The sequence below is a fragment of the Paenibacillus sp. J22R56 genome (genome assembly GCF_056269375.1).
Window position 1 is genome coordinate 295331 of the sequence record NZ_JBWDNV010000002.1, and the last position, 20298, is coordinate 315628.

Below are 20298 nucleotides of genomic sequence, written 5' to 3' on the forward strand. Positions count from 1 at the left end.
TGTTGGGGGTTATTGGCCATGCTGCGCGAGTTATCCATTCGGAATTTAGCGGTTATTGAGGAAGTAAACGTTTCGTTTCATCGTGGATTTCATGTATTAACAGGAGAGACAGGTGCGGGGAAATCGATTATTATCGATGCACTTAGCTTAATTGTTGGTGGACGAGGCTCCGCAGATATGGTCAGGTACGGTTGTGATAAAGCTGAGATGGAGGCTATGTTTGATTTGCCGGCTATTCATCCGGTGTGGAATGTATTAGAACGGCTTGGTGTCCAAGCGTCCAGAGAAGAGATGCTGGTCATTAGACGTGAGCTGACCTCGCATGGTAAGAGCAGCAGCCGCGTTAATGGTCAACTTGTAACGATGACCATGCTGCGAGAGATCGGCGAATGCCTGGTGAACATTCATGGTCAGCACGAGCATCAATCGTTGTTGCGTACAGAACAGCACTTGGAATGGCTGGATTTGTTCGCTGGTGATTTGCTTATCGAACGAAAGACTGCTTACCGCGCTGTATATCAGCAGCTACAGCAGTCACGTGCATCTGTACGTGAATTAGAGGAGACAACTCGTCATAATGTACAAATGCTCGACTTATATCGGTATCAGATTGAAGAAATTACGAATGCTAATCTAAAAGCAGGTGAAGATGAGCAGCTTGTGGAGGAGAAGCGCAAGCTGCAATATGCAGGCAAGCGCATGGACAGCGTAGCTGAAGCTTACACTCTTCTGTACAATGGCAAGGGCTTGGATGCAATCAGCAAAGCGATAACTAAGCTTACGGATATCCAAGGATATGACCCTGCAGTGCTGACACCTATGCTTGAGCAGCTGCAATCTGCCTTTTATCAAGCGGAAGATGCTGTGTTCCAGCTGCGTGATTATCGGGACAGTATTGATTCTGATCCTGAGCAGCTCTCTATTATTGAAGACAGGCTTGATCTAATTAACGGTCTGAAACGTAAATATGGGGAGTCCATTCCGGAAATTCTTGATTATCTTGACCGAATTGCAACTGAACGAGACAAAATCGAGAACCGCGATGAATATTTGGATAAGCTGCGTAAGGATGAGCTTCGTCTTTATCTTCAGGCACATGAATTAGCGCAGGAGCTGTCAGAACTTCGTGCTCATGCGTCGGATCAATTATCGGCAGCCATTGAGCTTGAGCTGAAGCAGCTACAAATGGGCAATACCGTATTCCGTGTGAAATTGGATCATCCGGCAACCTCGGATACTGCGGAAATGGCTGCTTTAAATGCAAATGGCATTGATGAAGCCATCTTTATGTTATCGACTAACCCAGGTGAGCCGCTTAAGCCATTAAATAAAATTGCCTCCGGCGGTGAAATGTCGCGTATTATGCTCGCCCTGAAAGCAATATTTGCTGAAATTGATCAGGTACCGGTGCTTATATTCGACGAGGTTGATACTGGCGTCAGCGGCAGAGCAGCACAAGCTATTGCAGAGAAGATGTCACAGCTCTCCGTGAAATGTCAGATCTTCTCGATTACGCATTTGCCTCAAGTTGCATGTATGGCCGATCACCATTACGAAATTCGCAAGCATATTATTGAACAGCGTACTTCGACGAACGTGACGAAGCTTGCGGAGCATACACGAATTGAGGAACTTGCCCGTATGTTGGGCGGTGTAGAAGTAACGGAAAAAACTCGTCATCATGCTCAAGAAATGCTTGTTTTGGCGGATCGCCAGAAAGGAGCCTAATGGTAGGCATTCAGGGAATGTTTTTGCGGTCATAAAACATACGGCTGAGGGTAACTTAAAGGTACGCCAATGGCGAAACGACCTACCTCGTCATGCGATGGAATAACAGGGAGCGTGAAATCATTGAACTCCAGCCCAAGGAAGAAATGGTTTGGCCTAGTTCTCGTTATCTGCGTCTGCATGATCGGACTCTCCGCGCCGTTTCAACATTTTGCCGCATTCCCGAATGAACTTCGTTTATTCTCCGGCCAACTGAAACGATTACAATATGGAGTTCCCGTACATGCAGAAGTTACCGTGGATCCACGAATGCTTCAAATTAATGGCTCAACCCGTCAGTCATTATCAGTCAATTTGAATGACCCAATCTCGTTAGAGCCGCATCAAAGCGGGCAAACGAGCATGAAAGTGAAATTATTTGGTAAAATCCCGTTTAAGACCGTCAAAGTAAATGTCGTACCGGATTTGCGGGTAATTCCCGGAGGCCAGACAATAGGCGTGAAAGTGAAATCCGCAGGCATTCTTGTTGTTGGTCATCATCAGGTACGAGCAAGTAACGGTGCGAAGGAGTCTCCAGGTGAAAAGGCTGGTCTCCGTTTGGGTGATCTCATTATTAAGATCGATGGGCAGAATATCAATGAAGTACGCAAGGTCGCTGATCTAGTGGAACAAGCAGGCAAACAGCAGCGTCCACTTTCGATCACTTACAAACGCGGCGGTACAATTGGGGAAACGAAGCTTTATCCGATCAGAGATGCTGAGGAACGTAATTGGAGGCTTGGTCTCTATATTCGAGACTCCGCAGCAGGTGTGGGTACGTTAACGTTCTATGCCCCTGATCAAGGTGTCTACGGTGCTCTTGGCCATGTGATAACGGATATGGATACACAAACGCCAATCGAAGTTGGCGAGGGTCAAATTTTGCAATCCAGTGTGACGTCCATTAACAAAAGTCAAACTGGCGAACCGGGAGAGAAACGGGCGCATTTTGTGAAGGAAAGCAAAGTTTTAGGGAATATAGAACGTAATACACCATTCGGTATTTTTGGCAAGATGAGTGAAAATCCGAATCATAGCTATAGCGAAAAATCAGTTCCGGTGACATTTGCTGAAGAAGTGAAGGAAGGACCGGCTCAAATTTTGACTGTTGTTAATGGTCAGAAGGTCGAGCGATTTGATATTGAAATCGCTCATGTAACCAGACAGCCAGCACCGGCAACGAAAGGTATGGTTATCAAGATTACCGATAAACGTCTTCTTGATAAAACAGGAGGAATCGTTCAAGGGATGTCTGGATCACCAATCATTCAGAACGGGAAGCTAGTTGGGGCAGTAACACATGTATTTGTTAATGATCCTGCTTCTGGTTATGGCTGTTTTATTGAATGGATGCTTCAGGATGCTGGAATCTTGATGAGGGAGCAGCAACAGCAACAATCCACTCAAGGTACAGCTGCGTAATGAAGCTTTAGATGAATAAAACCGCTGTTTGGCCATATTAAGCCATCAGCGGTTTCTTACTTTTTGAACGTCAATAAATGGTTAGATTTGTCGAATATTTCCGAAGCACATCATAAATTGTAATAAATTATTTATTATAACGAAAAAGATTAAAAAATCAAAGGAAAAAATTTTTCGACAGGAGGAATTTAAACTCACATGTCGAAAACTTTATTCAAGACAACTAGGGAAGGTAATCGCGAGTGAATACCAATTAAGGGAGGACCAGACCTTGCACAAGATCGAAGTATTGCTGGCAGATGACAATCGTGAATTCACCAATTTATTATCCGAATACATATCGGATCAAAATGATATGAACGTAAGCGGAGTTGCTTATAACGGTGAAGAGGTATTGTCTTATTTCGAAGAAGGCAGAAAAATACCTGATGTTCTAATTCTTGATATTATAATGCCGCATTTAGATGGTTTAGGCGTACTGGAACGTATCAAAGAAATGAATATTTCTCCAATGCCAAAAATCATCATGCTAACCGCATTTGGTCAAGAAAACATCACTCAAAAAGCCGTTCAGCTTGGCGCGTCATATTATATTTTGAAACCATTCGATATGGAGATTTTAGCGAACCGGATCCGCCAATTGGTGAGCAATACAACGTTTTCATCCTCGGCATCATTTAGTTCTGCCACAACAACGACGATCAAATCAAACGTCGTCCCACTTGCAAAAGGAAAAAACCTGGATGCGAATATTACAAGTATTATCCATGAAATTGGTGTACCTGCTCACATTAAAGGTTATCAGTATCTGCGTGAAGCTATTACCATGGTGTATAACAACATCGAAATTCTTGGAGCAATTACTAAAACGCTTTATCCTGCGATTGCTGAAAAGTTCAAGACGACGCCTTCCCGCGTCGAACGTGCGATTCGCCACGCAATTGAAGTCGCATGGACGCGAGGCAATATCGACAGCATCAGCCACCTGTTCGGGTATACGATTAACATCAGCAAGTCGAAGCCAACCAATAGCGAATTCATCGCTATGGTAGCGGACAAGCTGCGGATCGAGCATAAAGTTAGCTAAACCAAAAAACCGCTATTTATTATTGGGTCTGATTTCACCAATATGAAGGCGGTTTTTTTTCTCCCTAAAAAAATCTTGAGCTCAAGAATAAAAAAACACCCCGCTGCACTCTAAGAGTTGTTGCGGGGTGTTCTATGTAACTTAAGCTTGTGGCTTTGGTGGTCTAGGCCGCTTCGGACGGAATCTAGGGGCAACATAATTACGTTTGCGGTCACGGAAGAAGATCCAGCCGCCGATAAAACCTACTCCAATAGCAAACAATACAAGACCAAACAGGAAACTGAGCCATTGAAAATCTGGAGTAATCGCATCATTACCGAAAGCAGAGAAGTAATTAAATATAGCATTTTTCATTTTCAGAAAACCAATACAAGCCAGAATGCCAGGAATGACAAGCAGCAAAACGGCAATTAAACGAGCAGTAACTAATCTCATGCGTTTGTTGTTCTCCTTATGATCTGATGTACTTTTCTATGATACCTTTTTCTGCTGGTAGTGTCTATTTCGGAAATTTAACGATGTAAATAGGGTTGAAAAAAGGTACAATAGGACGAGTGGTATTAATGATGTGGATGCTTACTAAGTAAGAATTGTCACAAATTCACCCATAATGGTCTTACTAGGTAACAATACTTTAAGCTGATGTTTACGAAGCAAGAATTGCTTCGCAATTCTTTTTAGGAGGGAATACATAATGACAATCCAAGTGGATGTAGCTGTGCTTGGTGGTGGCCCAGGCGGATATACGGCGGCAATTAGAGCCGCTCAGCTTGGCAAAAGCGTAGCAATCGTCGAGCTTGATAAGCTAGGCGGCACTTGCTTACATAGAGGTTGTATACCAAGTAAATCGCTTCTTCGGAGCGCGGAAGTATATGCGACTTTGCTGGAAGCTGATAAATACGGAATTTCGGTGGCAGACGGGGCGTTGTCGCTAAATTTCAATAAAGTACAGGAACGTAAGGAAAAGACGGTTGAGCAGCTGCATCGTGGCTTGAAAGGCCTTATGAAGAAATACGATATTCAAATAATAAATGGTAAAGGCCGGGTTATTGGTCCTTCCATCTTTTCTCCGCGCAGCGGTTCGCTGGCAGTAGAACTTGCCGATGGTGAGATGGAGTCGGTTGTATCTACGAACCTTATTATCGCAACGGGCTCAAGGCCTCGTCATCTGCCGGGTCTAAAACCGGATGGCGTGCATATTTTGTCCAGCGACGATGCTCTTCAGCTTGATAACCTTCCAGCCTCGATTCTCATTGTTGGAGGCGGCGTGATTGGTGTGGAATGGGCTTCCATGCTGCAGGACTTTGGTGTACAAGTAACACTTGTAGAAGTAGGTGGCAGATTACTGCCAGGTGAAGATGTTGAAGTATCGGCAGAGCTCACCCGTCTGCTTCGCCGCCGCGGCGTAAGAGTGTTAACTAATGTCCAATTAAAGACGGAAGAGTTATCTATAAATGCAGATGAAGTATCCATTCATGCTGAGACATCGGAAGGTAATATTCTGATTACAGCGAATAAGATACTTCTGTCTGTTGGCCGTCAAGCAAACATCGAAGGAATTGGCCTTGAAAATACGGACATTCAGACGAAAAACGGCTTTATTTATGCCAACGAACATGGCCAAACAACTGAGCCTCATATTTACGCGATTGGCGATGTCATTGGTGGGGTACAGCTTGCGCATGCAGCAGCACATGAAGGTGTAACAGCGGCTGAGCATATTGCTGGTCATAAGAAAGATGCTATTGATCCAAACCTAATCCCACGTTGTATCTATTCTCGTCCTGAAGTGGCCTCTTATGGCTTAACCGAAGATAGCGCGCGGTCTAAAGGGCATGATATTAAGACGGGAAAAATTCCATTCCAGGCAATCGGCAAAGCACTAGTTCTTGGAGAAGCAGATGGCTTCGTGAAAGTTATTGCTGACCGTAAAACAAATGATATCCTAGGCGTCCATATGATAGGTCCTCATGCAACGGATTTAATCTCAGAAGCTTCTCTTGCAGGCTTATTAAACGCTTCGCCATGGGAAGTAGGGCAGCTTATTCATCCACATCCAACCTTATCGGAAGCACTTGGCGAAGCGATGCTTGCTATTGATGGCAAATCACTGGCTTTGTAGTAGTGAAACATTTTCTTTTTCGTCTAAATGCGGTTATAATAAGTAATATCAAGTCTTAGTACCTGGTTTTAAAATCAGGTTAAAGGAGGCAAAACCTCATGAGTCAAAAGGGTTCAACTGAACAAACCTTTCGTCACAATGAACTGGGCTTAAGCAATGAGCTAGCCGTTGAAATGTATGCAACTATGGTGCTTTCGCGCAAATTCGACGAGAGAAATATGCTATTGCAGCGCGCTGGTAAAATCAACTTCCATGTATCCGGCATCGGCCAAGAAGTGGCACAGGTTGCTGCTGCTTTCGCTTTAGACCGGGAGAATGATTATTTCCTGCCTTATTATCGCGATTATGGATTTGTACTTGCGGTAGGAATGACTGTAAAAGAACTGATGCTGTCTGTATTCGCAAAGGCGGAAGACCCAAACAGCGGTGGTCGTCAAATGCCTGGCCATTTCGGCAGCAAGCGTCTTCGGATTGTAACTGGCTCTAGTCCGGTAACTACACAAGTGCCGCATGCAGTAGGCATTGCAATGGCAGCGAAGATGAAGAAGCAGCCAATCGTCAGCTTCGTAACATTCGGAGAAGGCTCGAGCAACCAAGGGGACTTCCATGAAGGCTGTAATTTTGCCGGAGTACATAAACTACCGGTTATCTTAATGTGTGAGAACAATCAATACGCGATTTCTGTACCGGTGCACAAGCAGCTTGGCGGACGTGTTGCAGACCGTGCATTGGGCTATGGGTTCCCAGGTTTCCAGGTTGACGGTAATGACGCCCTGGAAGTATTCCGCGTCGTGAAAGAAGCTCGTGAACGCGCAATCGCTGGCGAAGGTCCAACACTTATTGAAGCAATGATGTACCGTTTATCCCCGCATTCTACTTCCGATAATGATCTTGCATACCGTACAAAGGAAGAAGTAGATGAGAACCGGGCGAAGGACGGTATTCCTAAATATAAGCAATATTTAGAAGAGTGCGGCCTTTGGAACGAGGAGCTGGAAGCTGAGCTTCTGGCACGTATCCGGAAAGTGGTCGATGAAGCAACGGAATATGGCGATAACGCTCCGTTCCCTGCGCCTGAGTCCGTACTATTGCATGTGTATGCAGAGGAGGGACACTAAAATGGCGAATATGGATTATATCGATGCTATTCGGTTGGCAATGAAGGAAGAAATGGAACGCGATGAGGATGTATTCGTGCTTGGGGAAGACGTCGGAGTAAAAGGCGGCGTATTCACAACTACAAAAGGTCTGCAGGAGCAGTTTGGCGAAAGCCGTGTCCTCGATACGCCGCTTGCGGAGTCTGCCATTGCAGGTGTCGCGATTGGTGCAGCCATGTATGGCATGAAGCCAATTGCTGAAATGCAGTACTCAGACTTTATGTTCCCGGCAACGAACCAGATCATCAGCGAAGCGGCTAAAATTCGTTACCGCTCAAATAACGACTGGACCTGTCCGATCGTTATCCGTGCTCCAATCGGCGGCGGTATATTTGGCGGCTTGTACCATTCTCAATGTCCGGAATCTGTATTTTTTGGTACTCCGGGCTTAAAAATTGTGGCGCCATACAGAGCTTATGATGCAAAAGGGCTGCTCAAGGCTGCGGTACGCGATCCGGATCCTGTTATCTATTTCGAAAATAAAAAATGCTATAAAATGATCAATGGCGATGTGCCGGCTGATGATTTTATTGTAGAAATCGGCAAAGCGAATGTGCTTCGTGAAGGCGATGATATTACAGTAATCGGGTACAGCATGCCTCTTATGTTTGTTGAGCAAGCGGCTGCCGATCTTGAACAGGAAGGCATCAGCACTCATATTCTTGATTTGAGAACCTTGCAGCCGTTAGATAAAGAAGCCATTCTCGCAGCTGTACGCAAGACAGGTAAAGTTCTGATTATTCATGAAGACAACAAAACTGGCGGCGTAGGTGCAGAAGTATCGGCCATTATTGCGGAAGAGCTGTTGTTTGAGCTGGATGCTCCAATTCAAAGGCTCTGCAGTCCGGATGTACCGGCTATGCCGATCAATCCGCCGGGCGAGAAGTACTACATGCTTAATAAAGATAAAGTAAAAGAAGCAATGCGCAATTTGGCGCTATATTAAGCGGCAAGCACGCGTCAGGTAGGGAGATGAATAGTTAATGAAATCAGTGAAGGAGATCGTCATTCCTCAGTTGGCGGAATCATTGGTCTCGGCGACAATTGATAAATGGCTGAAGCAGCCTGGTGACCGGATTGAGATGTATGAGCCGATCTGTGAGCTAATTACAGATAAAGTAAGCGCCGAGCTGCCTTCGACTTTTGCAGGTACAATAGTTGAGATTATGGTTGGCAATGGCGAGACAGTTCCCGTTGGTACTCCTGTATGTCGTGTAGAGACTGAAGTGGCATCCTCAGAAGCTGTTCCAGCTTCTCCAGGGACTAACGGTGCAGCGGCGAATGAAAGCTCGCAAGCTGATGATGGCGATAAATCGATGCGCAATCGTTTTTCTCCGGTTGTACAGCAGTTAGCTGCTGAGCATGGCATTCGTCTAGCTGACGTGCAGGGAACAGGACTTGGCGGAAGAATTACGCGTAAGGACATATTGGCGTACGTTTCTTCAGGAGCAGGACAAGCAGCGGCCAAACCAGTTGCTGCGCCTGCTAGTACAACGGTATCGGAAGTTCGTTCATCTGGACTGCATTTGAGCGAGTCCCCTCGTACACCAACCGTGAATAATCAAAGCACGTCGAATTCGGGCCGTGGAGAAGACTTCATTGACGTATCGCCGATTCGCAGTGCGATTGCACGTAATACGATGCTTAGCGTCAACGAAATTCCGCATGGCTGGATGATGATTGAAGTAGATGTAACGAATCTGGTTCAGCTTCGCAATAAAGTGAAGGATGAATTCATGAAGCGTGAAGGCCTTAACTTGACGTACTTGGCTTTTGTTCTTAAGGCAGTCGTCAATGCTTTGAAAGACTTCCCGATTATGAACTCGATGTGGGCGGTCGACAAAATCATCGTAAAGCGGGATATCAATATTTCGCTTGCGGTAGGTACGGAAGAATCCGTCGCAACTCCTGTCATTAAGAATGCCGATCACAAAACAATTGCCGGGCTTGCTCGTGAAATCGATGATTTAGCTCGTCGCGGCCGTGAAGGTAAACTGACGCTTTCCGATATGCAAGGCGGTACTTTCACTGTTAATAACACGGGTTCATTTGGTTCGATCATTACTAACCCGATCATTAATTATCCACAAGCTGCCATCCTGACCTTCGAATCAATTGTGAAACGTCCTGTCGTGATTAACGACATGATTGCGATCCGTTCGATGGCGAATATGTGCTTGTCCCTTGACCATCGTGTGCTCGACGGCGTCATTTGCGGCCGTTTCCTGCAACGTGTGAAGGACAATTTGGAAAGCTTTAATCTAGACACGAAATTGTATTAAGAAACGGGGTAATCCAGGCATGACTAACACGGTAAAGCAACACGTGGAGCGGCAATTGGAAGCCCGATATATACCGATGATCGGTTATGCAGAAGCTTGGGAGCTGCAGAAATCGATCGTGCGGCAAATCAGCCAGGAGGAGCGTCAGGAGACGCTTCTCCTTCTTCAGCATCCGCCGACTTATACACTAGGTACGGATCGTCATCACGAGCATTTGCTGTTAAGCGAAGATGAGCTGAGAGAGCGCGGGATATCGGTCTTTGAAATCGATCGGGGCGGGGATATTACCTATCATGGACCAGGACAATTAGTTGGTTATCCGATGCTGTTCCTTCCGATGGAAGGGCTGGATCTGCATGCTTATCTACGTACGGTTGAGCAGGCTATAATCAATTGGCTGGCCGAATATGGTATAGAAGCGGGAAGAAAACCGGAATATACAGGGGTATGGGTTGGGAATGAGAAAATTGCCGCTATCGGGGTGAAATTCAACAGAGCCCGAGATCGGGGAGGGTTTGTTACCAGTCACGGGTTTGCCTTGAATATTGAGGCGGGTATTGGCAATCAGGGCTTTAGCGGCATTATCCCTTGCGGGATTGAAGAGTATGGGGTTACATCCTTTAATGACCTCACAAGTCAGAAGGTAACCGTTGAAGAGGCAGCGCGGCAGCTACTGCCGCATTTCTGCCATGTATTTGGGTTCGATACTCCCGAGCTGCTAGAGCAGCGAGCTGAGTGAGGCAACCAGTGTCGTAACCACCAAGGCAGCTACAACTAGAATAGCAACTAGACGAATAAGCTTTTGCATCTTCAAAGAAAAAACTCCTTTCTCTTTTAATTGAAGCGTAAACGCTTGTCCCGCCATCAGTAGGGGCAGCAAGTGGTGTGGCTATGAGTCTATTGTAATCGAAAACATCGAGTGGAGGGAATAGTTATGGTCAATCAGGATCGTATTGTTAATGAATTTATCGAATTGGTGAAGGTAGACAGCGAGACGAGGTTTGAACAAGAAATCAGCAAAGTACTAAAAGCAAAATTCACGGAGCTCGGACTGTCGATAGAAGAAGATGATGCTCAAGAGAAGACAGGTCATGGCGCGAACAATCTGTTCGTTTACATGGAAGGTTCGGATGCGGACAATGCACCAACCATTCTGTTTACTTCGCATATGGATACAGTGGCGCCAGGTAATGGGATTAAGCCGCAAATTGACAACGACGGATACATACGCAGTGATGGAACGACCATTCTTGGCAGTGATGATAAAGCAGGGCTTGCAGCTATGCTGGAGGCGGTCCGCGTATTGAAAGAAAATAATATTCCTCATGGTCCTATTCAATTCGTTATTACGGTAGGGGAAGAATCGGGTCTTCTAGGCGCGCGGAGTATGGATGCTTCCAAACTGAAAGCATCATTTGGCTATGCCATTGATTCCAATGGCTCAATTGGGGATATGGCGGTTGCCGCTCCAACGCAGGCGAAAGTGATCATGAAGCTTCATGGCAAATCCGCTCATGCTGGAGTGAATCCGGAGGATGGCATCAGTGCAATTCAAGTGGCGGCAAAGGCCATTTCACGTATGCCTCTTGGCCGTATTGATAAAGAGACAACTGCGAATATCGGAAGCTTTGAAGGGGGCGGTGCGACAAATGTCGTATGCGACTTCGTGAAGCTGGTAGCGGAAGCGCGCAGTATTGCACAGGAGAAGCTGGATCGGCAGGTCGAGGCGATGCGTCAAGCACTGGAGAGCGCAGCAGAGGAATTTGGTGCACGTGCTGAGTTTGAGAGCAGCTTAATCTACCCGGCTTATGTGCATGACGATAATGCTCCTGTTGTTCAGTTGGCCAAAGCAGCGGCAACAGCAATTGGACTTACGCCTCGCACCTTCCACTCGGGTGGCGGCAGTGATGCTAATATTTTCAACGGGCTTGGTGTTCCTACGGTAAATCTTTCTGTTGGTTATGAGCATATTCATACGACGAAGGAGCAAATCAAGGTCGCTGATCTTGTTAAGATCACAGAGCTGGTTATTGAAATTATTAAGCACGCTGCTAAAGTATAAGAGCTGCTTAGTATATCCACTATTTTGTTTTCTGCGGGGAAAGCAGCTTGTTCAGTGGAATATCCAATCTGGAAAGCTTACGAAGCTGGCTTTGAATTTCCCATGCTTTACCGACAAGACGAAGCTCATTATGCGTTAAATATTGTTTCATCCTTAACACTCTCCTTGTTTAGTAGCTATAAGCAATGGATATGTAAGAATGGGACAAGTTATTCCGATAAAGCATACAGATGTAGATATTAAACGGATTGGGGAGAGGAAAAAGATGAGTCAGAATAACGAGCTGTGGCGTGAGGAAACGATCAGCACAGAACCGATCTTTGAGGGGAAAATGATTACGCTTCAGGTAGACACGGTTGCGATGCCTGATGGTCGTACGGCTACCCGGGAGATTGTAAAACATCCTGGAGCTGCAGCAGTAATGGCACTACTCGATGGTAAGCTGCTAGTTGTAGAACAGTTCCGTAAGCCGCTTGAGAAGTTCCAGATCGAAATTCCTGCCGGCAAGCTGGACGCAGGAGAGGATCCGCTTGAAGCGGCCGCACGTGAGCTGGAAGAAGAGACAGGTTACCGGGCTGACAGCTTGAAGCTGGTCAGCGCATTCTTCACTTCTCCCGGATTTGCCGATGAGAAATTGTATCTGTATTTTGCCGATCAGGTAACGTTAGGTACACAGCATACGGATGAGGATGAGTATTTGCAGGTAGAAGCCATCACTCTCGAGCAGGCGGAAGCTTATATCGCAGAAGGTCGTATCAGCGACGCGAAGACGGTTCTGGCTGTATATGCATGGAAGCTTTATCAACTGACTGGAACCATTTAAATCTTGTCCAGGTTGCTCTCTCAAACGTCATACGATGAAGTAAGGGATCATACACTTTACCATCGGGACAAGGGGGGAGTGTGCCATGCGTTCGCCAACTTTTCAAGAATCGGTGAAAAATCAGCTGACTTTATATGTTTTCGTAGCGGTATTGTTTGTCGTAGGGGCTATATTCGGCGGGCTGATGGTTAACGCTTTGACACTGGAGCAGCAGCAGGATTTGGCGACAGATGTCAATCAATATATCCGTCTGATTAATGACGGCGTGACGCCGGATGCGGCGTTGTCATTTTGGGATCGGCTCTTTTTCCATGGTAAATGGCTATTCCTATTATGGTTTCTTGGCATATCGGTTGTAGGAGTTCCGTTTGTTCTTGCACTCGATTTCTTGAAAGGAGCGCTAGTTGGCTTTGCGGTCGGGTCACTTATTGCCCAACACGCTTGGAAGGGAGTCTTATTCTCTCTAGCCTCAATCGCTCCACCAAATCTGATCGTCGTTCCGGCGATAATGATTACGAGTGTAGCAGCGCTCACTTTTTCGACATTTGTAATCAAGAACAGGCTTTTGCAGCAAAAAGGAGCTTTAGCCCCACAAATAGCCAGCTTTACGTCTACCGCACTGCTGATGCTGCTGCTCCTTGCTGGTGCAGCACTGCTGGAAGCGTATCTTTCGCCCTATTTTATGCAGTGGGCAGCTCCTTATCTGACGGGAGCTTAAACAGGCGTATAGAGGCAAAATGTTTGACTTTAGGAATGGTTAACCCCTATAATGAAAGCAAACGTTTCCTGATGTTGGCGCAGACATGTGGTAGGGGGGAAATCATGGAAGCCCGGATTGAAAAGATTAAACAACAGTTGCAGTCGCAGGGCTACAAATTAACCCCGCAGCGTGAAGCAACCGTCCGTGTATTACTTGAGAATGAAGAAGATCATTTAAGCGCGGAAGATGTGTTCATGCTCGTAAAGGACAAGGCACCGGAAATCGGCCTCGCTACTGTATATCGGACGCTCGAATTGTTGAGCGAGATGCATGTGGTTGAAAAACTTAACTTTGGCGACGGTGTTGCCCGCTATGATCTCCGGACAGATAGCAGCAAGCATCATCACCATCATCTAATCTGCGTACAGTGTGGTGCAATGGACGAGATCAAGGAAGATTGGCTGCTTCCATTGGAAGAACGACTGGAGCAGGAATACGGGTTCACCGTACTCGATCATCGTCTCGACTTCCAAGGCATCTGTCATCGCTGCAACGCAAATAATGACAAAACAAATGAATAAACGGCTTTGCTGCCCAGCGATTCTGGACGGCAAAGCCGTTTTGGCGTTTTTATACACGATCTAACTGTAGAAGTCCAGCTCCTTGCTTAGTCTCCATTTCTGAAGGAAGCGGCAATGCCCAGCTCCGAAGCAGTTCAGCAACTTGGGAAGGACTTAAATTTGGCTGCCTGGACAGCAGAAGAGCAACTCCGCCTGCAGCATGTGGAGAAGACATGCTGGTGCCGGATAAGGTCATATAGCCGCCGTTCAGCCATGTGGATCTAATTTGCTCGCCGGGAGCTGCTAGATCGATGCCGGTGCCTCGGCTGCTGAAGTTCGTTACTTCATTTGCCCGATTTGTGGCGGCGATCGCCATCGTCTCGGGAAAGGAAGCCGGCGCATCTATCATGCCATTATCTTCGGTGCCGGAGTTTCCCGCTGATGCTACGATAACAATTCCTTGATTGTAGGCTTTTGTAATGACATCGCGAAGCGCTTTGCTTACAGATGAGCCAACAAGGCCAAAGCTCATATTAATGACGTTCATCTTATTTCGTATACACCAATCGACACCGGCAATAATGCTGGATACGAATCCGCCGCCTTGGCTGTCTAATGCCTTAATAGCGTACAACTCCACGTCGGGAGCAACCCCTTTAACTCCATCAAGTCCTTTTCCAGCGGTTATGCCTGCAACATGTGTGCCATGCCCATTATCATCAGCATAACTTCCGCCTCGAATCGTATTGACGCCGCCAGCTATTTTCAAATTAGGATGTTCGGCAATTCCAGTATCAATAATAGCTACTTTAATGCTGCTTCCGGTTGTACGAGCCCACGCCTCATTTGCTTTGACTCGGCATATATTCCACGTCAGTTCTGGAGGACAGGTCGAAAGAGCTTGGACCTTCTTCTGCCCAGCCGTGTGGCGATGTTTCTGGTAAAGATGTACCCGAATACGAGCATCACTCTCGACCCGTTTAACTTCCGGATGTCTCGCAATGACTTTCCATGATCGGCGTTTGTCGAAATGGCAGCCAAGGGTGCGAAGGTTGGGAAGCCGCTTATATGGCTTTATTCCTTTTACACGAAGCCTCTTCAAGCATCTTTTATACGAGCGACCCGTTTTAAAGGTAATAAGCTTACGAACCGTATTTTTGGATGGGACGCGCACAGACCTTGTGAACAGCAGCTTTTCCAGCTTAGGCATATACATTCTCCTATTCGTTCTATATAAAGCTGTAAGTGGCTTATGAAAACGTGCTTGTTCAGTGTATGGGGTAAGCGGCGTATTCGTTATGGTCAACTGTACGGACTAAGCGCACATATTTTTAGTTCTTGCTGGAAAAGGTACGCTTAAGGACTAACAATTGTCCCTCACGAATCATACAACATAGTAGATAGTGCGCCACATTCATGAAGGGGGAAGCTAAGCTATGATCATTGGCGTTCCAAAGGAAATCAAAACGAGCGAATATCGAGTTGCTCTTACCCCGGCAGGCGTAACCATGCTGAAGGCGGCAGGCCATGAGGTTATTGTGGAGACGAAAGCCGGCGATGGAAGTGGATTTGAAGATTGGGATTATGAAAGGGAAGGCGCGGAAATTCGGCAAACCGCAGCGGAGATTTGGAACGAAGCGGACATGATTATGAAGGTGAAAGAGCCGCTCAAGGAAGAGTTTCAATATTTTCGTGAAGGTTTATTATTATTTACGTATTTGCACTTGGCGGCAGCTCCTGAGCTGACCCGTGCTTTGATGGACAATGGAGTAACAGGGATCGCTTATGAGACGATACAATTAGCTAATGGAAGCTTGCCGTTATTAACTCCTATGAGTGAAGTAGCAGGACGGATGGCCGTACAGGTTGGTGCGCAATTTCTTGAGGCGTTCCATGGCGGCAGAGGAGTGCTTTTAGGTGGAGTTCCTGGAGTGCCTCCAGCAGAGGTTGTCATTATTGGCGGTGGAATCGTAGGGACGAATGCAGCCAAAATCGCTCTTGGAATGGGAGCTACTGTGGTTATTTTGGAAAGAAGCACAGATCGCATGAGATATTTGGATGACGTCTTTGGTGGAAGGATTCGAACGTTGATGTCGAGCCCTTACAATATTGCGGAAGCCGTAGGCAGAGCAGATCTCCTCATTGGTGCGGTCTTAATTCCCGGTGCGAAAGCCCCGCATCTGGTTACGGAAACGATGGTTCAGGGGATGAAAAAGGGTTCTGTCATTGTGGATGTTGCTGTTGATCAGGGCGGATCGATTGCTACGGTTGACCGGCCTACGACACACAAAGATCCGATCTATGTGAAGCATGGCGTCATTCATTATGCAGTCGCGAATATCCCAGGCGCCGTCCCGCGAACCTCAACATTCGCGCTGACGAACGTTACGATTCCGTATGCCTTGGATCTAGCGAGCCGCGGCTGGGAAGCTGTACGGAGCAGTGTACCGCTGCAAAAAGGTGTAAATACGCATCGTGGCACCGTCACCTACGAACCGGTTGCAACGGCAGCTGGCTTGCCTTACACGCCGATTGAACGATGGCTGGACAGTATTGCCTTTGATAAGCTGGAGCCTTGAACAAGCGCTGGTTCTTGGCTCCTTTAGCATATCCGGCGAACCTCTTTCATAGATTGTTACGGATGGACAACCGTAATGGATGAAGGGGGAAGGAAGAATGGTCCTCTCGGTGCGTAAGTGGTTAAACCGCATTTTGTTTGTTATTATATTCACCTTATTGTTTCTAATCGCGACGGGCAGCTATCGATGGCTGGTTGACGTCATCGCTCCCGTCAATCCTTATCAAACTCCAAAAGGTGCATCCCTTAAAGTGTTTCAAGCTGATCCGGCGACAGCAGAGAAAGGCAGTGTAACAGAACAACTGCGGTGGTTTTATTGGTACGGCGAATGATCAATCAAATATGAATTAAAGTTCAAAAAGCAGGATTTGATCTGCCGGTTGTGGAATAGTTGGTTAGCAGGATATATTGCCACAAGCAAGACCATCGCCCTAAGGCGAATGGCCTTGATCATCTTTCTTGAACGAAAGGAACCGGCATGAAAGATCAAGTACAATCCTTTATAAAATACTTAACCAATGAGCGTGCTTTATCAAGCAGTACGCTGGAATCGTATGGCCGTGACTTACAGGGCCTGCTCAACTATTTGGAAGAACAGTCGGTTGCGAACGTGGGGGACATTCAACGTCACCATTTGTCGCATTATTTGCTGCGTCTGAAAGAGAGCGGACGAAAGGTATCCACCGTATCCAGGCATATTGCTTCCATTCGCGCATTTTTTCATTATTTGGCGGTAAACGGATTGATTCAGCTTAATCCCGCCATCTACATAGAGTCACCCAAGCAGGAGAAAAAAGAGCCCAGTGTCCTGTCTGTCGAGAACGCCGGCCTGCTGCTTGAAACGCCTCAGCCGGTTAATGCTCCCGGGAAGCGAGATAAAGCGATGCTGGAGCTGTTATATGCGACGGGTATCCGGGTCTCTGAGCTCATCTCCCTCAATGTAGACAGTGTTAATGCGCAGCTTAATGTCATCCGTTGCGTCGGCAGCGGGATGAAAGAGCGAATTATCCCTTTTGGCCGCATGGCTGCCACAGCCATAGACGATTATTTGCAATCCGGCCGTTCGGAGCTGCTTAGGCATAATGAATCGGAGCCTGCTCTGTTTCTGAATCAACTGGGTACACGTATGACACGTCAAGGGTTTTGGAAAATGGTGAAAAAATATGCGAAGGAAGCGGGTATTTCGGAGGAAATAACGCCGCATACGCTGCGCCACTCCTTCGCTGCTCATTTGCTGGAGAACGGGGCTGACCTCCGTGCTGTGCAGGAGCTGCTTGGACATGCTGATATTTCGACCACACAGCGTTACACCCGTTTGTCTAAGGTAAGAATGAAGGATGTATACTCGAATGCTCATCCCCGTGCTTAAAGGATATCCATACGCCGGGAGTAGGAGGTAAAATTTATGAAATTTGATCGAATTGCCGTAATTGTGTTAGACAGCGTTGGAATTGGAGAACTGCCGGACGCCTCATCCTTTGGGGACAGTGGTTCTCATACACTTGGCCATATTATAGAGCGGGTGCCAACAATTGAACTCCCGAATATGCGCCGCTGGGGACTCGACCGGATCGCCCAATTATCGGATTGGAAGCCGGAAGGCGAAGCGGCTGCAGCTTACTATGGCAAAATGGCGGAAGTATCGGTTGGCAAAGATACAATGACTGGGCATTGGGAGCTAATGGGGCTCAATATGACAGTTCCATTTCAAGTTTTCCCTGAAGGTTTTCCAGATGAACTGATCTCTGTGTTCGAGGAGCGGACAGGCCGTAAGGTCATTGGCAATAAGCCTGCAAGCGGGACCGAAATATTGGATGAGCTTGGTTCGGAGCAAATGGAAACAGGGGCATGGATCGTTTATACCTCAGCAGACAGTGTCTTTCAAATTGCTGCACATGAGGAGATTATTCCGCTGGAAGAGCTTTACCGCGGCTGCGAAATTGCCCGTGAATTAACGATGGATGAGCGATTTACAGTAGGCAGAGTAATTGCAAGACCGTACACAGGTTCGCCAGGAGCGTTCAAACGTACACCAAACCGCCATGACTATGCTGTGAAGCCTCCGGAGGCGACAGTTCTCAATACGCTTAAGGATAATGGCTTCGATACCATTGCAATCGGGAAGATTAATGATATTTTTGACGGGGAAGGCATTACAGCAACAACCTCGACCAAAAGCAATGCAGATGGAATTACGCGTACAATTGAAGCTCTTAAGAAGCCGTTCAAAGGTCTGCTGTTCACGAATCTTGTGGATTTCGACTCCTTGTTTGGCCATCGCCGTGATCCGGAAGGATATGCAGGTGCGCTGGAGGAATTTGACCGTGCTATTCCTGAGCTTGAAGGAACGATTGGTGAGCGTGATCTGCTAATCGTAACGGCCGACCATGGGAATGATCCGGTTCATCCAGGGACCGACCATACGCGTGAATACGTGCCTCTTTTGTTATACAGCCCGGCATTTGCTAAACCGGCCTTGCTGGATACGAGAGCGACATTCTCAGATCTTGGCGCTACGATTGCTGATAATTTCGGTGTATCATCCCCGCCAAACGGTACAAGCTTTTTGAACTTGCTTCATACAAAAGAATAGATAAGGATTAGAGGAGGAACTTACGATGAGTTCAAATACAATGACGGCAGCCCAGATTAAAGAGGCAGCAGCTTATATTGCAGGTCGTGTACAAGTAAAGCCGGAGATTGGCTTGATTATGGGTTCTGGACTAGGTGTTCTTGGAGATCATATCGAGAATGCAGTAACGATTGATTACAGCGAAATCCCACATTTCCCGGAATCAACGGTAGAAGGTCATGCAGGTGAACTGCTGGTTGGTACATTGTCAGGACGTACTGTACTGCTTATGCGCGGAAGATTTCATATGTATGAAGGATATGGACCACAGCTTACGGCATTCCCTGTCCGTGTCATGAAGGCACTTGGCGTTACTACCTTGCTTGTTACCAATGCTGCTGGCGGTGTGAACCTGGACTACGAAGCAGGTAATTTGATGGTGATCTCTGATCATCTGAACATGACAGGCAAAAATCCGCTTATCGGCCCGAACGATAATGAACTAGGTGTAAGATTCCCGGATATGTCAGAGGCGTACAGCAAACGTCTGCGTGCTATTGCTCGTGAGACAGCTGCCAAACAAGGGCTTAAACTACAAGAGGGTGTTTATGCAGGACTGCTTGGTCCTTCGTATGAAACGCCTGCAGAAATTCGCATGCTGCGCGTATTGGGTGCCGATGCTGTCGGCATGTCGACCGTTGCAGAAGTCATTGCTGCACGTCATTCTGGTATAGAAGTACTAGGTATTTCCTGTATCAGCAATATGGCTGCCGGTGTTTTGGATCAACCATTGTCCCATGATGAGGTTATGGAAACGACTGAGCGGGTAAAAGCTGAATTTTTGGCTCTTGTTAAGGAATTAATCCGACAATTCTAATGGGTGATTGTAATGAAATTGTAATATTCGCCTCGACGGAATATGACAGTATTTGATGGCGGATCGGTCGTATAATGTCCATGATTACGGAGTGATGGAGTGGAGAGAACATGGACAAGCAATTACTCGTCGAAATAGAGCAGTTGCGAGGGAAAATGGTTGAAAAAGCAATGATAAAGAAAACATTTGTACATCGTGAAGTGCTCCAGCTCAGCCAAATGCTGGACGAGCTGATCGTTCGGGAGCAGATGCTGCGAGCGCATTCACATAAATGATTGCGCAGGCCGAA

At 46.8% G+C, this 20298-nt stretch carries 21 protein-coding genes; 18 read left to right on the plus strand and 3 right to left on the minus strand.

Translation table 11 applies throughout. The annotated features are described in order from the left end of the window. Positions 1-18: 18 nt before the first annotated feature. The 3 genes from recN to spo0A all read left to right on the plus strand — a co-directional run bounded on the left by recN (position 19) and on the right by spo0A (position 4276). Positions 19-1728, plus strand: a complete 1710-nt coding sequence (gene recN / locus AC0YNT_RS05210) for a DNA repair protein RecN (RefSeq protein ID WP_475803627.1) — start codon at positions 19-21, stop codon at positions 1726-1728. A 123-nt stretch (positions 1729-1851) separates the two neighbouring features. Further along, positions 1852-3189, plus strand: coding sequence for a SpoIVB peptidase (gene spoIVB / locus AC0YNT_RS05215; protein WP_475803628.1), 1338 nt, complete (start codon positions 1852-1854; stop codon positions 3187-3189). A 271-nt stretch (positions 3190-3460) separates the two neighbouring features. Further along, the gene (spo0A, locus tag AC0YNT_RS05220; protein WP_167272733.1) at positions 3461-4276 is read left to right on the plus strand and encodes a sporulation transcription factor Spo0A; all 816 of its coding nucleotides are present in this window, start codon (positions 3461-3463) and stop codon (positions 4274-4276) included. Positions 4277-4417: 141 nt separating this feature from the next. On the opposite strand, the gene AC0YNT_RS05225 is transcribed toward spo0A, so the two are convergent. Beyond that, complete coding sequence (locus AC0YNT_RS05225; protein WP_167272738.1) at positions 4418-4711, minus strand: DUF2627 domain-containing protein; 294 nt, start codon at positions 4709-4711, stop codon at positions 4418-4420. A 259-nt stretch (positions 4712-4970) separates the two neighbouring features. On the opposite strand from AC0YNT_RS05225, the gene lpdA reads away from it, so the two are divergent. The 6 genes from lpdA (at position 4971) to AC0YNT_RS05255 (ending at position 11899) form a co-directional block, all read left to right on the plus strand. Further along, on the plus strand, positions 4971-6398 hold the full coding sequence (gene lpdA / locus AC0YNT_RS05230) for a dihydrolipoyl dehydrogenase (RefSeq protein ID WP_475803629.1): 1428 nt from the start codon (positions 4971-4973) through the stop codon (positions 6396-6398). Positions 6399-6496: 98 nt separating this feature from the next. After that, on the plus strand, positions 6497-7516 hold the full coding sequence (locus AC0YNT_RS05235) for a thiamine pyrophosphate-dependent dehydrogenase E1 component subunit alpha (protein ID WP_441890189.1): 1020 nt from the start codon (positions 6497-6499) through the stop codon (positions 7514-7516). 1 nt (position 7517) lies between these two features. Continuing rightward, positions 7518-8501 (plus strand): alpha-ketoacid dehydrogenase subunit beta, encoded by a 984-nt coding sequence (locus AC0YNT_RS05240; protein WP_475803630.1) that lies wholly within the window; start codon positions 7518-7520, stop codon positions 8499-8501. A 37-nt stretch (positions 8502-8538) separates the two neighbouring features. Further along, a complete protein-coding gene (locus AC0YNT_RS05245; protein WP_475803631.1) occupies positions 8539-9837 on the plus strand; it encodes a dihydrolipoamide acetyltransferase family protein in 1299 nt (432 codons plus the stop codon). Between the two features lie 19 nt (positions 9838-9856). Further along, complete coding sequence (gene lipB / locus AC0YNT_RS05250) at positions 9857-10576, plus strand: lipoyl(octanoyl) transferase LipB (RefSeq protein ID WP_475803632.1); 720 nt, start codon at positions 9857-9859, stop codon at positions 10574-10576. A 195-nt stretch (positions 10577-10771) separates the two neighbouring features. Further along, on the plus strand, positions 10772-11899 hold the full coding sequence (locus tag AC0YNT_RS05255) for a M20/M25/M40 family metallo-hydrolase (RefSeq protein ID WP_475803633.1): 1128 nt from the start codon (positions 10772-10774) through the stop codon (positions 11897-11899). A 19-nt stretch (positions 11900-11918) separates the two neighbouring features. Here the strand turns inward: AC0YNT_RS05255 and mciZ are convergent, their stop codons facing one another. Continuing rightward, positions 11919-12050, minus strand: coding sequence for a Z-ring formation inhibitor MciZ (gene mciZ / locus AC0YNT_RS05260; protein WP_167272765.1), 132 nt, complete (start codon positions 12048-12050; stop codon positions 11919-11921). A gap of 114 nt (positions 12051-12164) precedes the next feature. On the opposite strand from mciZ, the gene AC0YNT_RS05265 reads away from it, so the two are divergent. From AC0YNT_RS05265 to fur, 3 genes are all read left to right on the plus strand, one after another. Further along, positions 12165-12722 (plus strand): NUDIX domain-containing protein, encoded by a 558-nt coding sequence (locus AC0YNT_RS05265; protein ID WP_167272769.1) that lies wholly within the window; start codon positions 12165-12167, stop codon positions 12720-12722. An 85-nt stretch (positions 12723-12807) separates the two neighbouring features. Further along, positions 12808-13440 (plus strand): stage II sporulation protein M, encoded by a 633-nt coding sequence (gene spoIIM / locus AC0YNT_RS05270; RefSeq protein ID WP_475803634.1) that lies wholly within the window; start codon positions 12808-12810, stop codon positions 13438-13440. Positions 13441-13544: 104 nt separating this feature from the next. Further along, complete coding sequence (gene fur, locus AC0YNT_RS05275; RefSeq protein WP_167272778.1) at positions 13545-14003, plus strand: ferric iron uptake transcriptional regulator; 459 nt, start codon at positions 13545-13547, stop codon at positions 14001-14003. Between the two features lie 49 nt (positions 14004-14052). Here fur and AC0YNT_RS05280 read toward each other — a convergent pair whose 3' ends face one another. Beyond that, positions 14053-15192, minus strand: coding sequence for a S8 family peptidase (locus tag AC0YNT_RS05280; protein WP_475803635.1), 1140 nt, complete (start codon positions 15190-15192; stop codon positions 14053-14055). A 226-nt stretch (positions 15193-15418) separates the two neighbouring features. Between AC0YNT_RS05280 and ald the strand changes: the two genes are divergently transcribed. The 6 genes from ald to AC0YNT_RS05310 all read left to right on the plus strand — a co-directional run bounded on the left by ald (position 15419) and on the right by AC0YNT_RS05310 (position 20284). Continuing rightward, positions 15419-16561, plus strand: a complete 1143-nt coding sequence (ald, locus tag AC0YNT_RS05285) for an alanine dehydrogenase (protein ID WP_475803636.1) — start codon at positions 15419-15421, stop codon at positions 16559-16561. 97 nt (positions 16562-16658) lie between these two features. Next, positions 16659-16892 (plus strand): DUF4227 family protein, encoded by a 234-nt coding sequence (locus tag AC0YNT_RS05290; protein ID WP_167272792.1) that lies wholly within the window; start codon positions 16659-16661, stop codon positions 16890-16892. Positions 16893-17038: 146 nt separating this feature from the next. After that, positions 17039-17929, plus strand: a complete 891-nt coding sequence (gene xerD / locus AC0YNT_RS05295) for a site-specific tyrosine recombinase XerD (RefSeq protein WP_475803637.1) — start codon at positions 17039-17041, stop codon at positions 17927-17929. A gap of 36 nt (positions 17930-17965) precedes the next feature. Further along, the gene (deoB, locus tag AC0YNT_RS05300; protein ID WP_475803638.1) at positions 17966-19153 is read left to right on the plus strand and encodes a phosphopentomutase; all 1188 of its coding nucleotides are present in this window, start codon (positions 17966-17968) and stop codon (positions 19151-19153) included. A 25-nt stretch (positions 19154-19178) separates the two neighbouring features. Further along, positions 19179-20009, plus strand: a complete 831-nt coding sequence (locus AC0YNT_RS05305; protein WP_475803639.1) for a purine-nucleoside phosphorylase — start codon at positions 19179-19181, stop codon at positions 20007-20009. A 110-nt stretch (positions 20010-20119) separates the two neighbouring features. Continuing rightward, complete coding sequence (locus AC0YNT_RS05310; RefSeq protein WP_167272810.1) at positions 20120-20284, plus strand: aspartyl-phosphate phosphatase Spo0E family protein; 165 nt, start codon at positions 20120-20122, stop codon at positions 20282-20284. Positions 20285-20298: the final 14 nt, after the last annotated feature.

Bases quoted from the DNA above. Each gene is read 5' to 3' on its own strand.
- recN (WP_475803627.1), top strand. From the start codon at position 19: ATGCTGCGCGAGTTATCCATTCGGAATTTAGCGGTTATTGAGGAAGTA.
- AC0YNT_RS05225 (WP_167272738.1), bottom strand. From the start codon at position 4,711: ATGAGATTAGTTACTGCTCGTTTAATTGCCGTTTTGCTGCTTGTCATT.
- lpdA (WP_475803629.1), top strand. From the start codon at position 4,971: ATGACAATCCAAGTGGATGTAGCTGTGCTTGGTGGTGGCCCAGGCGGA.
- AC0YNT_RS05235 (WP_441890189.1), top strand. From the start codon at position 6,497: ATGAGTCAAAAGGGTTCAACTGAACAAACCTTTCGTCACAATGAACTG.
- AC0YNT_RS05240 (WP_475803630.1), top strand. From the start codon at position 7,518: ATGGCGAATATGGATTATATCGATGCTATTCGGTTGGCAATGAAGGAA.
- AC0YNT_RS05245 (WP_475803631.1), top strand. From the start codon at position 8,539: ATGAAATCAGTGAAGGAGATCGTCATTCCTCAGTTGGCGGAATCATTG.
- lipB (WP_475803632.1), top strand. From the start codon at position 9,857: ATGACTAACACGGTAAAGCAACACGTGGAGCGGCAATTGGAAGCCCGA.
- AC0YNT_RS05255 (WP_475803633.1), top strand. From the start codon at position 10,772: ATGGTCAATCAGGATCGTATTGTTAATGAATTTATCGAATTGGTGAAG.
- mciZ (WP_167272765.1), bottom strand. From the start codon at position 12,050: ATGAAACAATATTTAACGCATAATGAGCTTCGTCTTGTCGGTAAAGCA.
- AC0YNT_RS05265 (WP_167272769.1), top strand. From the start codon at position 12,165: ATGAGTCAGAATAACGAGCTGTGGCGTGAGGAAACGATCAGCACAGAA.
- spoIIM (WP_475803634.1), top strand. From the start codon at position 12,808: ATGCGTTCGCCAACTTTTCAAGAATCGGTGAAAAATCAGCTGACTTTA.
- fur (WP_167272778.1), top strand. From the start codon at position 13,545: ATGGAAGCCCGGATTGAAAAGATTAAACAACAGTTGCAGTCGCAGGGC.
- AC0YNT_RS05280 (WP_475803635.1), bottom strand. From the start codon at position 15,192: ATGCCTAAGCTGGAAAAGCTGCTGTTCACAAGGTCTGTGCGCGTCCCA.
- ald (WP_475803636.1), top strand. From the start codon at position 15,419: ATGATCATTGGCGTTCCAAAGGAAATCAAAACGAGCGAATATCGAGTT.
- AC0YNT_RS05290 (WP_167272792.1), top strand. From the start codon at position 16,659: ATGGTCCTCTCGGTGCGTAAGTGGTTAAACCGCATTTTGTTTGTTATT.
- xerD (WP_475803637.1), top strand. From the start codon at position 17,039: ATGAAAGATCAAGTACAATCCTTTATAAAATACTTAACCAATGAGCGT.
- deoB (WP_475803638.1), top strand. From the start codon at position 17,966: ATGAAATTTGATCGAATTGCCGTAATTGTGTTAGACAGCGTTGGAATT.
- AC0YNT_RS05305 (WP_475803639.1), top strand. From the start codon at position 19,179: ATGAGTTCAAATACAATGACGGCAGCCCAGATTAAAGAGGCAGCAGCT.
- AC0YNT_RS05310 (WP_167272810.1), top strand. From the start codon at position 20,120: ATGGACAAGCAATTACTCGTCGAAATAGAGCAGTTGCGAGGGAAAATG.